Source organism: Sporosarcina cascadiensis, from assembly GCF_009650995.1.
GTDB lineage: Bacteria > Bacillota > Bacilli > Bacillales_A > Planococcaceae > Sporosarcina > Sporosarcina cascadiensis.
In genome coordinates this window covers 93,852-109,151 of sequence record NZ_WHVV01000004.1, presented here as the reverse complement: position 1 = coordinate 109,151, position 15,300 = coordinate 93,852, and the positions used below count along the sequence as shown (strand labels likewise).

Below are 15,300 nucleotides of genomic sequence, written 5' to 3'. Positions count from 1 at the left end.
CCTTATCGTGCAATCTAAACATACTTCAAAAATGTACATAGTATATTTATTGGTATTTCTTGTACATGTTTTGAATGTTATTATTTTTGATGAAAAGTTATCTCAACCGTTAGGATACTTGGCAATCCTCCTTTTATTAATATCATTTAAAAATGCGGGCACTTTATTTAAAGTGCTCGGTTTTAGTTTTATCCTAATTGGAGCTATTGTGATGTATACAGAGAAGCTTCCATTAAACGAGCTTCCGTTAATGATGACTTCTAATTTATCCGTTCTCGCATTGTTAATGATGCTGCCGTGGATGACTTCTGTTGTCCAAATAGGCAGATTCGACAAGACCATGACTTCATTAATTGAGGCAAATGCAAAAGATTTGGGTCAATTATATCCCCGCAGTGCATTTACAACGTTTACTCTTGCGTCATTTTTGAACTTATCCGCTGCATCCATTTCACAGGATGTACTGAAAGAGCATTTAAAGCAATTACCCGACCGTGTAAAAAATGAATTTATATTACGGACTACATTGCGCGGGTTTACCCTGGCGCTGCTGTGGAGTCCGCTTGAACTACTGTTGGTAGTTACGATCTTCACGACAGGTGTTCAATATCTGTCATTGCTTCCTTGGCTGCTGGTTATTGTAGTTATCACTTTTGTCTTGGACAGTTTCATTGGCAATCGTTCATTTCGCAAGTATTCTTATGAGGGCGACAACGGAAAGCAAATAGATAAAAAGAATACAATGAAAAGTTTAATCCATCTGATTTGTGCGCTTGGTCTTTTTTTAGCAATTGTCGTTACGGCAGGTAAGTTGTTTAATATTGATTTCCTAATTGCGGTTACACTGGTGATTTTACCTTTTACTTTATTATGGTCATTATTTATGAAGAGATTGAAAAGTTTTTGGAAGATTGCACTGCCATTTTGGATTTCTAAAACCAACACAATGCAAAATTTTGTAGTACTCTTTATTGCCTTATCGTTTTTCAGCAATAGTCTAAACAGCTCTTCGGTATTAAGTGTTATTGAACAGCCAATAGTCCACTTAGCTAATTATCCATTACTCATTTTTATTGCGATTCAACTATTTTTTATTTTATTGAGTATGGCCGGAATCCATCCTGTCGCTACAATCGGCATTCTGACTTCAGTTATTTCTATATTGTTGACTATTTTAAATCCATTAAGTGTAGCCATTGTTATTGTCACTTCTTCGGTAGCGACTTTGACAGTCGGGTCATATGGATTAGTTGTAACGCTGACTTCCATGAACCTAGAATACAGTCCGTATAAAATCACCTGGTCGAATATGCCTTTTGCTATTATGTATGGATTTGTAGGATCGATTGTGGCGTTTTTATTATTATAACCAGAATGTTAATATGGAACGGATATCTATTTTCTAAAGAACAAATCTGCATATAATTCTTTGACAGTCTTAACTGGAATCCCTTTCCCGTCCTATGCTATAGTAAAATGGAAAAGGCTGGTGAAGAGAGTGCAGAAACGAAGAAGGCCGGTAATTCGTAAAGGAAATGTAGTGGTTTTTCCGGGAACATTGGAGCGTTTGCATAGATTGGGCAGAGAAGCGATGGAGAAAGATCTCTATGACGAAGCAATTGATCACTTTGAAGCCATTCTCGACATCAATCCGGATGAAATATCTGTATTAGATCTGCTTGCCATTGCTCTTTATGAGACGAAGGATTTTGAACGTGCAAAAGACTACGCACTGCTTGCGATGCAAAAACAGTCCGGTGACTACATAGAAATATTGGAACTGTATCTGTCGATTTCCATTCAGCTTCAGCAATATGAAGAAGTAGAGCTGACGATTCAAGGTTTATTGGAAAAAGATATGATCCCTTCAGACAGCTTGCAGAAGTTCCAATACTTGCGTGAATTGAATGGCAGATTAACTGATCGTTATATAGAAGAAACTGAGTTGCGGGAGCCTTCCGTCACATTAAAGGATTTTCTGCAGATGTCGACGAATGGCAGACAGGAATTTCTGCTATCTTTGCAAAATCAGCTGCTCGGACCTTACATTCCATTGCTAATTGATATCGTACAGCATGAAGACAGTATGCCGGTCGTCAAGACGTATGCACTGCTGCTGCTTCAAAAAAGCGGTACGAATGAATCTGTTACGATTACAAAGTATCATTATGAAACAGAAGCGATCCCGTCAAGGCTTGTTTCTATCGAATTGGATCCGTTTGTCAATGAAGTACAGTTTCTGGCAAAGTCCCGTTTCGAAAAGGATCCGACAGCAAGTGAGCTTGCTGAAAATTTGATCATGAAATACGCCGTGCTGCTGTATCCTTTTCATTGGAGTCCTTATACAGCAGAGGAAGTTGCGGATGCATATACCGCTTATACAAAACAGTTATTATATGGAATAGAGATGGAGCAGACGGCACTGGTGCAATTCATCCGCTCTGTCGATGAAGAAATGGACAGCTGAAGAATGAATATTTCTTGAAACATGGTTAGACTATGTTATACTAAAATGGTTGTCAACTGCTTATCTGTCTTCAGTAAAGTTCTCAATCAAAATACTGGTGAGAAACATTATAATAGTTGAATTCAGATAAAACTTTCGAAGGGTGTCCAAGATTTTTTCGTTTTTGCTGGAAAAATTCAGATACAATCACGCGAAGGTATAATTGATTAAAATAAAAGTAGTAAAAGTTGTGTAAATGATTTGGAGGTCAGAAATATGACAGTTAAATGGGAAAAACTAGAAGGCAGTGAAGGGAAACTTACGTTTGAAGTTTCTGTAGAGCGTTTCAACCAGGGTATGGATGAAGCGTTTAAAAAAGTAGTAAAGAAAGTACAGGCGCCTGGTTTCCGTAAAGGAAAAATGCCTCGCAAAATGTTCGACAAAATGTACGGTGAAGAAGCGCTTTATAATGATGCAATCGATATCGTATTGCCTGAAGCGTACTCTAAAGCTGTAGAAGAAGCAGAAGTTGATCCAATTGCTGCTCCTGAAATCGACATCGAAAAGCTCGAAAAAGGCGAGCCGGTTGTATTCACAGCAGTCATCGCTCTGAAACCAGAAGTGAAATTGGGAGAATACAAAGGGCTTGAAGTAACTCGTCAATCCACTGAAGTAACGGATGAAGAAGTAGACGCTCAGCTTGAACAGCGTCGTGAAGCACTCGCGGAAATGGTTGTTAAAGAAGACGGCGCTGCTGAAGACGGCGATACAGTAACAATCGACTTTGAAGGTTTTGCTGACGGCGAAGCATTTGAAGGCGGAAAGTCTGAAAACTACGAGCTTGAAATTGGATCAGGTTCATTTATCCCAGGATTTGAAGAGCAAGTGGTCGGTATGAAAACAGGAGAAGAAAGTGAAATCGAAATTACTTTCCCTGAAGAGTACCATGCAGCTGAACTAGCTGGAAAACCTGCTACATTCAAAGTGAAAGTTCACGAGATCAAGTCGAAGGAAGTTCCTGAGCTTGACGATGAGCTGGCTAAAGAAATCGACGAAGAAGTTTCCTCAGTAGAAGAGCTTCGTACGAAACTTAAAGAAGAAGCAGAAGAAGTGAAAAAGAACGATTCTGAAACAGCACTTCGTGACGATCTGGTTGAACAGGCAGCAAGCAACGCGGAGATGGAAATTCCACAAGCGATGATTGATTCTGAAACAGACCGCATGATGCAAGATTTTGAACAACGTCTTCAAATGCAAGGCATGAACCTTGATCTATACTTCCAGTTCTCTGGTCAGGACGAACAAACGCTTCGTGACCAAATGAAAGACGACGCGTTAAGCCGTGTTCGCGTATCATTAACACTTGAAGCAATTGGAGCAGCAGAAAATGTGGAAGTTCCTGAAGAGGAAGTAAATGCAGAACTTGAAAAGATGTCAGAACAATTCGGTATGGAAGTGGAGCAGATTAAAGCAACACTTGGCGGCACTTCAGTACTTGAAAATGATCTTCGTTTCAATAAAACGGTTCAGTTGCTTGTAGATAACGCTAAAATCGTTGACTGATTGATCAATAACAACTGATACAAGGTACGGTTTACCGTACCTTGTTTTTCATAAGTAAAAGCTCGTTAGTATAATCCATGCAAATTTCCACAAGCTAATGCAATAATCTGATTACCGAATACATATTTGCCTTGCAGTTCTAAATAGTTGATTAAGTCAAGGTAATCTTGTAGTATATTCACTTGAATAGGGGTGAGCATAATGTTCAAATTTAATGATGAAAACGATAACCTGAGCTGTTCTTTTTGCGGTAAATCACAAGATCAAGTCCGTAAATTAGTAGCAGGCCAAGGTGTATATATTTGTGATGAATGCGTTGAACTTTGTGCAGAAATCGTGGAAGAAGAAGTCGGTCTGGAAGAAGGCTTCGAGTTGAAAGACGTTCCAAAGCCAAAAGAAATCCAGAGCATTCTTGATGAATATATCATCGGGCAGGACCGCGCAAAGAAATCACTAGCGGTTGCCGTTTATAATCACTATAAACGTGTGAATTCAGGCAGTAAGATTGATGATGTCGAATTAGCGAAGTCAAATATCGTCTTGATCGGACCGACAGGAAGCGGTAAAACCTTACTTGCTCAAACGCTGGCTCGAATCCTGGATGTGCCATTCGCAATCGCGGATGCGACTTCATTAACTGAAGCAGGTTATGTTGGTGAAGACGTAGAGAATATCCTGTTGAAATTAATTCAAGCTGCGGATTTCGATATCGAAAAAGCAGAAAAAGGTATTATTTACATTGACGAAATTGATAAAGTAGCACGTAAATCTGAAAATGCGTCCATCACACGTGACGTGTCAGGTGAAGGTGTCCAGCAAGCGTTGCTGAAAATCTTAGAAGGAACCGTTGCAAGCGTACCGCCTCAAGGAGGACGCAAACATCCGCACCAGGAATTCCTGCAGATTGATACAACAAATATTTTATTCGTCGTAGGCGGTGCATTTGATGGTATTGAAGATATCGTTAAACGCCGTATCGGTCGTAAGGTCATCGGTTTCGGAAACAATCCTAACAAGGAAATCAGCGAAGATGAAAGCTTGCTGTCACGTTTGATTCCGGAAGACTTGCAGCAATTCGGTTTAATTCCCGAATTTATCGGCCGTCTGCCTGTCATCGCTACACTGGATGCTTTGGATGTGGATACATTGTATCAAATCCTAACTGTTCCTAAGAATGCGATCGTCAAGCAGTATCAGAAAATGGTTGAACTTGATGATGTAGCCCTTCGTTTCGAAGAAGATGCATTGCTTGAAATAGCCAAAGAAGCGATCGCTCGTAAAACAGGAGCTCGTGGATTGCGTTCGATTATCGAAAATATCATGCTTGATGTAATGTATGAGTTGCCGTCACTTGAAGAAGTGAAGGAATGTATCATTACGAAAGAATCGGTTCTTGGAACTGCGTCACCAATTTTATATAAAGCTGATGGTACCGTATTTGATATTGATTCAGAAAAAAATACGGCATAACGCCGAAATGGCAAAAAGCCGGCTGTGCCGACGCGTGAATAACGCTCGGCAGTCGGCTTTTTCTTACATATGAATGAACAAGTTATACATATACATATTTTAATGGAGGTGGCTAGTAGTGCCGAGTATTCAAATGAAGAACATCCCTTTATTGCCACTTCGCGGAGTGATCGTTTATCCAACCATGCTGTTACATATTGATGTAGGAAGAGAGCGTTCGGTGTTCGCAATCGAACATGCTTTAGCCGGTGACCATCAAGTTTTTCTTGCTACCCAAATGGATTTAAGTTTAGAAAATCCGGAAAAAGAAGATTTGTATCGTCTGGGTACGCTTGCTACCATCAAATCAATGACCCAATTGCCAAATGGCACGTATCGTGTATTAATCGAAGGTGTACAGCGTGCACATTGGTCTTCCTATGAAGAAGCAGATCTATATCCGGTTGTAAACGTTAAAAGTTATGAGGAAGATCAAGTAAAAGACGCGGAAATTGAAGCGCTCATGCGAACGCTGATCGCTCAGTTTAAGCGCTACGCCAAGAACAGCAAGCGTATTTCGGAAGAAACAGTAGAGACAGTCGAAGACATCCAAGAGCCCGGACGATTGGCTGATATGATTGCTTCTAATTTGCCGTTGAAACTGTCAGCTAAACAAGAAGTTTTGGAAATGACTGATATTCCTGAGCGTTTGGAATGGCTGATCAGCCGTATGTACAATGAGCAGGAAATTATCGAGCTGGAACGCAAAATTAATGAGCGTGTTAAGGAAGCGATGGAACGTACGCAGAAAGAATTTTATTTGCGTGAGCAGTTGAAAGCAATCCAGACGGAGCTTGGTGATAAAGACGGCAAAGGGCTGGAAGTGTCAGAACTCAAAAAGAAAATTAATGAAGCAAACATGCCGGAACATGTGAAAGAAAGCGCTGAGCGTGAGCTGGAGCGTTTTGAAAAAATCCCTTCTGTTTCAGCGGAAAGCGGGATCATCCGCAACTACATTGAGTGGCTGATCGTGCTGCCATGGACCAATGCAACGGTAGATCAATTAGATATCACGAGATCTGAAGAAATTCTGAATCGTGATCATGAAGGATTGGAAAACGTCAAAGAACGGATTTTAGAGTTTCTGGCGGTTCGTCAAATGACAAACTCGCTGCGGGGACCTATCCTGTGTATCGATGGACCGCCGGGAGTCGGAAAAACTTCATTGGCTCGTTCGATTGCCGAATCGCTTGGACGGAAATTCGTCAGACTGTCTCTGGGCGGAGTTCGTGATGAGTCTGAAATCCGCGGTCATCGCCGGACATATGTCGGTGCGATGCCTGGCCGAATCATTCAAAGTATGAAAAAAGCGGGAAGTATTAACCCTGTATTCTTACTGGATGAAATCGATAAAATGTCCAATGACTTCAGAGGTGATCCATCGTCTGCCATGCTTGAAGTTCTTGATCCTGAGCAGAACAGTACATTCAGCGATCACTATATTGAAGAGCCTTACGATCTGTCTGACGTGTTATTTATTGCAACTTCTAATGATTTAGGAGCGATCCCGGGCCCGCTGCGCGACCGGATGGAAGTCATTTCTATCCCTGGTTATACGGAGCAGGAGAAACAATCGATTGCTAAAAACCACTTGATTCCGAAACAGTTGAAAGAACATGGTCTGACGAAATCGAAGGTACGGTTCCAAGACGAAGCAATTTTGGATTTGGTTCGTTATTATACTAGGGAAGCCGGCGTTCGTTCATTGGAACGGGAAGTGGCAAGCATTTGCAGAAAAGCTGCACGGCAGATTCTTTCAGGTGATAAGAAAAGCTTAACGGTCAGCCCGAAGACTTTGGAAACTTTACTTGGCAAAAAACGCTTCCGGTTTGGACAGGCAGAAACGGTAAATCAAGTTGGGATGGCTACAGGCCTGGCCTACACAACAGTTGGCGGAGACACTTTGCAGATTGAGGTTTCATTGTCGATCGGTAAAGGTAAACTGTTGTTAACCGGAAAATTAGGCGATGTCATGAAGGAATCTGCACAGACGGCATTATCATATGTACGGTCAAAAGCAGTAGATTTTGGAATTGATCCAGAATTTCATGAAAAATGGGATATCCATATCCATGTTCCTGAAGGCGCTACGCCGAAAGACGGTCCTTCTGCGGGTATTACCATTGTAACAGCTCTTGTTTCTGCATTGACAGAACATCCGGTTCGCCGGGAAGTCGGTATGACAGGTGAAGTAACATTGCGCGGCCGTGTGCTGCCGATTGGCGGTTTGAAGGAAAAAACGCTGAGTGCGCATCGTGCAGGATTGCGGACCATCATAATTCCGCAGGACAATGAACGTGATATTGAAGATATACCGGAAAGTGTACGTAAAGAATTAACATTTAAACTCGTGTCGGATGCTCATGAAGTACTCGATATCGCTTTGGAGGAAACGAAATGAAAGTCCATAATGTCGAAATGATCATGAGTGCGGTGAGACCTGAACAATATCCTACGGAAGGTTATCCGGAGTTCGCTCTGGCAGGCCGTTCCAATGTAGGAAAATCATCGTTTATTAATAAAATGATCGGACGTAAAAGTCTGGCCCGTACTTCATCAAAACCAGGGAAGACGCAAACATTAAATTTCTACAAAATTGAAGAGCAGTTATTTTTCGTTGATGTGCCCGGCTATGGTTATGCGAAAGTGTCGAAAACTGAACGCGAAACCTGGGGCGGTATGATTGAACAATATATTACTTGCCGTGAAGAGCTGCGGGCTGTAATTCAGATTGTCGATCTTCGCCATCCGCCGACAGCTGATGACTGCATGATGCACGACTTTTTGGCACATTATAATATACCGACAATTGTTGTGGCAACAAAAGCTGATAAAATACCTAAAGGTAAATGGGAAAAGCATAAGAAAATCGTCAGAACAACTCTCAATATGGAAGTACATCATCCATTAATACTTTTTTCATCTGAAAAAGGAATGGGTATGGACGAAGCATGGCGTGAAATTGAAAGCCGTATGTAATGCTTTACGGGATAATTAATTGCTAAAAAATGACGTCAAATGATGTTCACATTTGATATCCCGACAGAATCACTATGTATGATATAATGAAGTTACGAAAAGATCTGAAAGGTGTGAGCACCTAATGCATACAGTTGTCGTCGGTGTTAACCACCGAACAGCCCCTGTCGAAATTAGGGAAAAACTATCATTCGTCGAAGCTGAATTGCCGCAGGCGATGCAAACTTTGCAACAGCAAAAAAGCATTTTGGAAAACATCATTATTTCCACTTGCAACCGCACAGAAATTTATGCGGTCGTCGATCAGCTCCATACAGGACGATATTATATAAAAAAATTCCTCTCCGATTGGTTTTCGATTCCAATGGAGGATTTTTCGAGCCATTTAATTATTCATGAAGAAGACGGTGCAGTGGAACATTTATTGCGTGTGGCTGCAGGGATTGACTCCATGGTATTGGGTGAAACGCAGATTCTTGGCCAAGTCCGCAGCAGTTTTCTGTCTGCACAGGAAATCGGCACTACCGGTACTGTGTTCAATGAGTTGTTTAAACAAGCTATCACGACAGCAAAAAGAGCGCACACTGACACTGCGATCGGTGAGAATGCTGTGTCTGTTTCTTATGCTGCTGTAGAACTTGGAAAGAAAATTTTTGGTTCACTGAAGCATAAACATATTGTGATTTTAGGTGCCGGTAAAATGGGTGAATTAGCTGTAAAGAACTTGCAGGGAAGCGGTGTCGGAAAGATTACTGTCATTAACCGTACTTTCTCAAAGGCTGAGTTACTGGCAGCGAAGTTTGAAGGCGAAGCAAAATCCATGCAAGAACTGCAATGCATTTTGCTGGAAGCGGATATTTTGATCAGTTCTACAGGCTCTACGGAATTTGTGATTGATTACGATCTGATGCAGCTTGTGGAAAAATTGCGTAAAGGAAAGCCTTTGTTCTTAGTGGACATTGCAGTTCCGCGCGATTTGGATCCGAAAATCAGTGATCTTCCTAATATGTTTTTATATGATATTGATGATCTGCAGGGAATTGTTGAAGCAAATCTGGCTGAACGCAAACATGCAGCAGAAGAAATTGGTTTGATGATTGAAAAGGAAGTCGTTCTATTTAAAGAATGGCTGTCTACGTTAGGTGTTGTGCCGATGATTTCTGCTCTGCGCAAGAAAGCGGCAAGAATTCAGAGCGAGACGATGGCAAGCATTGAAAATAAGATGCCGGATTTAACCGATCGTGAAAAGAAAGTGCTTAATAAGCATACTAAGTCGATAATCAATCAATTGCTGAAAGATCCTATTCTTCAGGCAAAAGAATTATCTACAGATAAAAATGCCTCTGAAAAATTAGCTTTATTCGAACAAATCTTTGGCATAGCTGATGAAGTTCTCGAAGAAAAAGAACAGTTGGCAATTCAAGCGAAAGTACGTCTGCAAAAACGTGCAGAACATAGAAATGAATCTGTAGAATCAACCGAACTTAATTATTTGTACTAATAGACTGGTGGTTCTGTATCTTGCTCTTTCACAAGAACGATACAGGCCCCTTTTTTGTATGTAAGAGAGAGTTGCGGTTTGCGAATTACGGAATAAAACGATTGCAATTATTTGCAGTGAAGCCCTGTCATTTGAGACAATAAAGAAGTGAATTCGGCTGAATGTAATCGAGAGGTTTTGTTTGAAAGGCAGAGAATAGCATATGGTGGATTTGACAATGGCAAGACTTCAGGAATTTATGATTGTACTGTATGCCCTTGGTCTTGTCTTTTACTTAATTGACTACTTTAAAAAGCAGAAGGCCGTGCAGCGCATTGCATTCTGGCTAATCGTCGCGGTATGGGTGACACAAACTGCAATCCTGACATTGTACATTGTCGAAATGAAACGTTTTCCTGTCCTGTCACTCGTGGAAGGAATCTATTTTTACGTATGGCTGCTGGTAACGTTGTCGATCGTGTTCCAACTGATTTACAAAGTAAATTTCATGGTCTTTTTTATGAATATTATTGGTTTTATATTTTTAATGATTCATGTTTTTTCCAATTTAAAATACACAGCCTCCACAGTCGGAGATTCCCTTGTGTCTGAAGTGCTATTTATTCACATTACGACAGCAATTCTCTCGTATGCAGTGTTTGCTTTGGCATTTGTTTTTGCTTTACTATATTTAATTGTATACAAAGTTTTAAAAAAGAAGAAGTTTACAAAGCAGTTTTCTAGTCTGCCGAATCTTCATCAAACAATGATGGGAATGAAGATGTCGATTTATACCGGCATACCGATCTTGTTTGTCAGCTTGATCTTCGGTGTGCAGTGGGCATATGTCGCTCTTACCGATTGGTCGGTCTTTGATATGAAAATTATGGGTTCATTTGCCGTTTTATTATTTTATACCGGTGTGATCTTTTTTCATTACAAAGGTAAACTGCAGCCGCTGGAATTTGCCTGGATGTCAATTTTTGCATTTCTCTTTACCGTCGTGAATTTCTTTTTAGGCAGTACGCTGTCGCAATTTCATTTATGGATATAAGGAAGGAAGAGTATTTTGAGAAAAATTATTGTTGGTTCCCGCAGAAGTAATTTAGCATTAACACAAACGAAGTGGTTCATTGAGCAGCTGAAAGAAGCTGGGGTTCCATTCGAATTTGAAATTAAAGAAATTGTGACAAAAGGAGATCAGATTCTGGATGTTATGCTATCAAAAGTAGGCGGAAAAGGTCTGTTTGTTAAAGAAATTCAACAAGCACTTTTCGATAAGGAGATCGACTTTGCAGTACACAGTATGAAAGATATGCCCGCCGTTATTCCGGATGGTCTGACAGTCGGCTGTGTACCTGAGCGTGTAGACCCGCGTGACGCCTATATCGCAAACGATCATGTTCGTTTCATGGACTTGCCAATCGGGGCAGTTGTCGGCACATCAAGCCTGCGCCGCAGTTCTCAGCTGCTGATGCTTCGTCCTGATCTTGAAATCAAATGGATTCGCGGAAATATTGATACACGTCTCCGCAAATGCCGTGACGGAGAATATGATGCAATTATTCTGGCTGCTGCAGGCCTCAAGCGTATGGGCTGGGATGACGAAATTGTAACGGAATATCTGGCGCTTGATGATTGCATTCCGGCTGTAGGGCAAGGTGCATTGGCAGTTGAATGTCGTGAAGATGACGCTGAACTGCTGCAGGAACTTTCAAAACTGACGGATCATAAAACATGGATAGAGTTGCAGGCCGAACGCACTTTCCTTTCTGAAATGGACGGTTCCTGCCAAGTGCCTATCGCTGGATTTGCGACGTTTGACGGCAAAGAAGTGGAATTGACAGGATTTATTGCCTCACCGGATGCAATTCAAGTCTTCCGTGAAACTGTGAAGGGAACAGATCCTGTTGCAGTCGGTAAAGAAGTAGGAAAGCTTTTGCGCGATCAGGGCGCTGCTGAAGTGATTGAGAAAGTGAAGGCGGAAATGGATGCGTAACGCGTTACCTTTATATGAAGAAACAGTGATTTTCACTGGAACCCCCAAATCTCAGGAAGCAGCTGAACTGGTTAAGGGGTATGGGGGTATTCCGGTTTCTATTCCGCTCATTGAAGTGGAAGAAGTAAAGAAAAAAGATGACAAAGAACGTTTGAAAGATGCCATGAAAGCAGACTGGCTGATTTTTACGAGTCAGAGTGCTGTTGCTTCATTCCGTTCTAAAATGCTGCGCAATCAAATTACTTCCAAGAACTATGCCGGCAAAGTTGCTGCAGTCGGCACACGAACAGCAGCTGCATTAGATCAGCTCGGCTTTGATGTATCATTCATTCCGAGTGTATTCAGTGCAGATGTATTTGTGAAACAGTTTAAACCAAAAGAATCAGAACAGTTGAATGTATTGTTTTTAAAAGGATCGCTTGCAGGCACTATGATTCGTGAAGAGCTGCCATTCCACGTTTCGGAATGGACAGTGTATGAAACGAAAAGTGCTGTGAGTTCCATTGATAAATTGATCAAACAGATTACTCAGAAAGAACAGGTTTCCGTGCTGTTCGCAAGTCCCTCGGCTGTGGATGTATTTGCTTCACGTGTCGTACCGAAAACGACGTGGAACGGTTTTACCATCTGCGCCATCGGACATGTCACCGAGCGCGCCTTGCTGAAAGCCGGAGCGCCTGTTCATGTAATACCTGAAACGTATACATTGGTCGAGCTGGTGCATGCACTAGCCAAACGAAAGGAAGGTTTCAAATGAACCCGATTGAATTTAAAAGACATCGCAGACTTCGCACAAATCCAACTGTGCGTGCAATGGTAAGGGAAACGTCTATTAAAGCTGCTGATTTTATTTATCCAATATTTGTAACAGAAGGCGAGCAAGTCCGAAACCCGATTGCTTCCATGCCGGGAGTCGATCAGTTTTCCATTGATATGCTGCTGAAAGAAACAGATGAGGTTGTTGAACTCGGCATTTCTTCGATTATTTTATTCGGCATTCCGTCTGATAAAGATGAGTGCGGAACAGAAGCGTATGACGACGACGGTATTATTCAGCGGGCAACACGTGCGGTGAAAGAGCGTCATCCTGAACTCGTTGTCGTTGCTGACACATGTCTTTGTGAGTATACAGATCACGGACATTGCGGAGTCATCAAAGATGGGGATGTTGATAATGATGCGAGTTTGGTGCTGCTTGCGAAGACTGCAGTCAGCCAGGCGAAAGCCGGAGCAGATATAATTGCACCGTCTAATATGATGGACGGCTTTGTTGCAGTTATTCGGCAGGCTCTTGACGACGCAGGTTTCCAAAACATTCCGATCATGTCTTATGCGGTAAAATATGCATCAGCTTATTATGGTCCATTCCGTGATGCAGCACAGTCCACGCCGCAGTTTGGTGACCGTAAAACGTATCAGATGGATCCTGCAAATCGAATGGAAGCGATGCGTGAAGCAGAATCCGATATTTTAGAAGGTGCAGATTTCATCATTGTGAAACCGGCTCTGTCTTATTTGGATATTATCCGCGATGTGAAAAATCATGTGTTATTGCCTGTTGTTGCGTACAATGTCAGCGGAGAGTATGCAATGGTCAAAGCAGCTGCGCTTAACGGCTGGGTAGACGAAAAGAAAATCGTGCTGGAAACATTAACAAGTATGAAGCGTGCAGGCGCAGATATTATTATGACATATCATGCAAAAGATGCTGCTCGCTGGCTGGAGGAGAAATAATTGAGACGAAATTATTCGAAATCTGAAAAAGCATTCAAAGAAGCTGTAAACTTAATGCCGGGCGGTGTGAACTCTCCGGTTCGCGCGTTTAAATCTGTCAATATGGACCCGATTTTCATGGAGAGCGGAAAAGGTGCGATCATTAAGGATATTGACGGCAATGAATATATCGACTATGTATTGTCTTGGGGACCCCTCATTTTAGGACATACAGATCCGGATGTTGTATCTGCGATTCAGCGCGTGGCTGAAACCGGGACAAGTTTTGGGACTCCGACTTTAGTGGAAAATCAATTAGCTGATCTTGTGATCGAACGCGTACCGTCGATTGAAATGATCCGCATGGTTTCATCCGGTACAGAGGCGACAATGAGTGCCCTTCGTCTGGCAAGAGGTTATACACACCGCAATAAAATCTTGAAATTTGAAGGCTGCTATCATGGTCACGCGGATTCATTGCTGATTAAAGCAGGATCTGGTGTTGCGACTCTTGGCTTGCCTGACAGTCCGGGTGTACCGGAGTCGATTGCTGCTAATACAATTACCGTTGCATACAATGACTTGGATAGTGTCAAAGCGGCATTTGACGAGTTTGGTAATGATTTAGCGGGCGTTATTGTGGAGCCGGTGGCCGGTAATATGGGCGTCGTTCCGCCTGAGCCGGGTTTCCTTGAGGCGTTGCGTGAATTGACAACTGCAAATGGCACGTTGCTAATTTTTGATGAAGTAATGACTGGTTTCCGTGTTGGCTATAATTGTGCCCAAGGTCACTTCGGTGTAACTCCGGACCTGACATGTCTTGGAAAAGTAATTGGCGGCGGCCTGCCCGTCGGTGCTTACGGCGGAAAGCGCGAAATTATGGAGCACATGGCACCAGCAGGTACTGTTTATCAAGCAGGGACATTGTCTGGAAATCCAATGGCAATGACTGCGGGTATCGAGACGTTGAAAAAGCTGACTCCTGAATCGTACGAACGTTTCGTTAAGCTTGGCGATTTGTTGGAAGATGGATTCCGTGAAGCAGCTTTAGCCAACAATATTCCGCATACAGTAAACCGTGCCGGCTCGATGATCGGGTTCTTCTTTACGAATGAACGGGTCAATAATTACGATCAGGCAAAAACTTCCGATCTGCAATTATTTGCAGAATACTATCGTTTGATGGCAGAAGAAGGCATTTTCCTGCCGCCTTCTCAATTTGAAGGTATGTTCTTATCTACTGCTCATACTGAAGAGCATATTGCAACAACGGTAGAAGCGTTCCATCGCGTATTTGCTAAATTAAAGAAATAATTTTCAAAACGCCAGGCGGACATCTGTTGTGACGACAGATGTCCCGCCTGGTGTTTTTTTGTTTTAAAAGTTTGGCTCATCACCAAAACAAGTGCTTGACAGTGTACATAGCAAGCAGTTTGGAGTTAAAGGTAAGTAGAGAGAGACCGTTTCCCTGCGTTCCAGGCGGACGCGTTCTGGAGGGCCCTCGGTGAGCCAACTGGTCGCTTCGCTCCCCTTAGTTGTCTCATCCTATCGGGCTGATCCTCCCAGAGTCGCCGCCTTCCACTCCGGTACACTGGATTGTTTTTCAATACT

Annotated in this window: 12 protein-coding genes; all 12 read left to right on the top strand. The window is 42.2% G+C overall.

The window, feature by feature from the left end; translation table 11 throughout:
• Positions 1-7: 7 nt before the first annotated feature.
• The 12 genes from GDZ68_RS05970 (at position 8) to hemL (ending at position 15,003) form a co-directional block, all read left to right on the top strand.
• On the top strand, positions 8-1,369 hold the full coding sequence (locus tag GDZ68_RS05970) for a hypothetical protein (RefSeq protein WP_153721362.1): 1,362 nt from the start codon (positions 8-10) through the stop codon (positions 1,367-1,369).
• Positions 1,370-1,498: 129 nt separating this feature from the next.
• Positions 1,499-2,467 carry a tetratricopeptide repeat protein gene (locus tag GDZ68_RS05965; RefSeq protein WP_153721361.1) on the top strand — a complete coding sequence of 323 codons (969 nt, stop codon included), beginning with the start codon at positions 1,499-1,501 and terminating at the stop codon, positions 2,465-2,467.
• Between the two features lie 255 nt (positions 2,468-2,722).
• On the top strand, positions 2,723-4,009 hold the full coding sequence (tig, locus tag GDZ68_RS05960) for a trigger factor (protein WP_153721360.1): 1,287 nt from the start codon (positions 2,723-2,725) through the stop codon (positions 4,007-4,009).
• Between the two features lie 201 nt (positions 4,010-4,210).
• On the top strand, positions 4,211-5,479 hold the full coding sequence (gene clpX / locus GDZ68_RS05955; protein WP_153721359.1) for an ATP-dependent protease ATP-binding subunit ClpX: 1,269 nt from the start codon (positions 4,211-4,213) through the stop codon (positions 5,477-5,479).
• A gap of 133 nt (positions 5,480-5,612) precedes the next feature.
• Complete coding sequence (gene lon / locus GDZ68_RS05950) at positions 5,613-7,919, top strand: endopeptidase La (protein WP_153721502.1); 2,307 nt, start codon at positions 5,613-5,615, stop codon at positions 7,917-7,919.
• Positions 7,916-8,497 carry a ribosome biogenesis GTP-binding protein YihA/YsxC gene (yihA, locus tag GDZ68_RS05945; protein ID WP_153721358.1) on the top strand — a complete coding sequence of 194 codons (582 nt, stop codon included), beginning with the start codon at positions 7,916-7,918 and terminating at the stop codon, positions 8,495-8,497. The genes lon and yihA overlap by 4 nt, the downstream gene beginning before the upstream one ends.
• A 124-nt stretch (positions 8,498-8,621) precedes the next feature.
• The gene (gene hemA / locus GDZ68_RS05940) at positions 8,622-9,998 is read left to right on the top strand and encodes a glutamyl-tRNA reductase (protein ID WP_153721357.1); all 1,377 of its coding nucleotides are present in this window, start codon (positions 8,622-8,624) and stop codon (positions 9,996-9,998) included.
• A 202-nt stretch (positions 9,999-10,200) separates the two neighbouring features.
• Complete coding sequence (gene ccsA, locus GDZ68_RS05935; RefSeq protein WP_153721356.1) at positions 10,201-11,031, top strand: cytochrome c biogenesis protein CcsA; 831 nt, start codon at positions 10,201-10,203, stop codon at positions 11,029-11,031.
• 15 nt (positions 11,032-11,046) lie between these two features.
• On the top strand, positions 11,047-11,976 hold the full coding sequence (hemC, locus tag GDZ68_RS05930) for a hydroxymethylbilane synthase (protein ID WP_153721355.1): 930 nt from the start codon (positions 11,047-11,049) through the stop codon (positions 11,974-11,976).
• Complete coding sequence (locus tag GDZ68_RS05925) at positions 11,969-12,733, top strand: uroporphyrinogen-III synthase (protein ID WP_153721354.1); 765 nt, start codon at positions 11,969-11,971, stop codon at positions 12,731-12,733. The genes hemC and GDZ68_RS05925 overlap by 8 nt, the downstream gene beginning before the upstream one ends.
• Positions 12,730-13,710, top strand: coding sequence for a porphobilinogen synthase (gene hemB / locus GDZ68_RS05920; RefSeq protein ID WP_153721353.1), 981 nt, complete (start codon positions 12,730-12,732; stop codon positions 13,708-13,710). Before GDZ68_RS05925 ends, hemB begins: the two co-directional genes overlap by 4 nt.
• Positions 13,711-15,003, top strand: coding sequence for a glutamate-1-semialdehyde 2,1-aminomutase (gene hemL / locus GDZ68_RS05915; RefSeq protein WP_153721352.1), 1,293 nt, complete (start codon positions 13,711-13,713; stop codon positions 15,001-15,003).
• The last annotated feature ends 297 nt before the right edge of the window (positions 15,004-15,300 follow it).

Coding starts and splice junctions, on each gene's coding strand:
- tig (WP_153721360.1), top strand. CDS start 2,723: ATGACAGTTAAATGGGAAAAACTAGAAGGCAGTGAAGGGAAACTTACG.
- clpX (WP_153721359.1), top strand. CDS start 4,211: ATGTTCAAATTTAATGATGAAAACGATAACCTGAGCTGTTCTTTTTGC.
- lon (WP_153721502.1), top strand. CDS start 5,613: ATGAAGAACATCCCTTTATTGCCACTTCGCGGAGTGATCGTTTATCCA.
- yihA (WP_153721358.1), top strand. CDS start 7,916: ATGAAAGTCCATAATGTCGAAATGATCATGAGTGCGGTGAGACCTGAA.
- hemA (WP_153721357.1), top strand. CDS start 8,622: ATGCATACAGTTGTCGTCGGTGTTAACCACCGAACAGCCCCTGTCGAA.
- ccsA (WP_153721356.1), top strand. CDS start 10,201: ATGGTGGATTTGACAATGGCAAGACTTCAGGAATTTATGATTGTACTG.
- GDZ68_RS05925 (WP_153721354.1), top strand. CDS start 11,969: ATGCGTAACGCGTTACCTTTATATGAAGAAACAGTGATTTTCACTGGA.
- hemB (WP_153721353.1), top strand. CDS start 12,730: ATGAACCCGATTGAATTTAAAAGACATCGCAGACTTCGCACAAATCCA.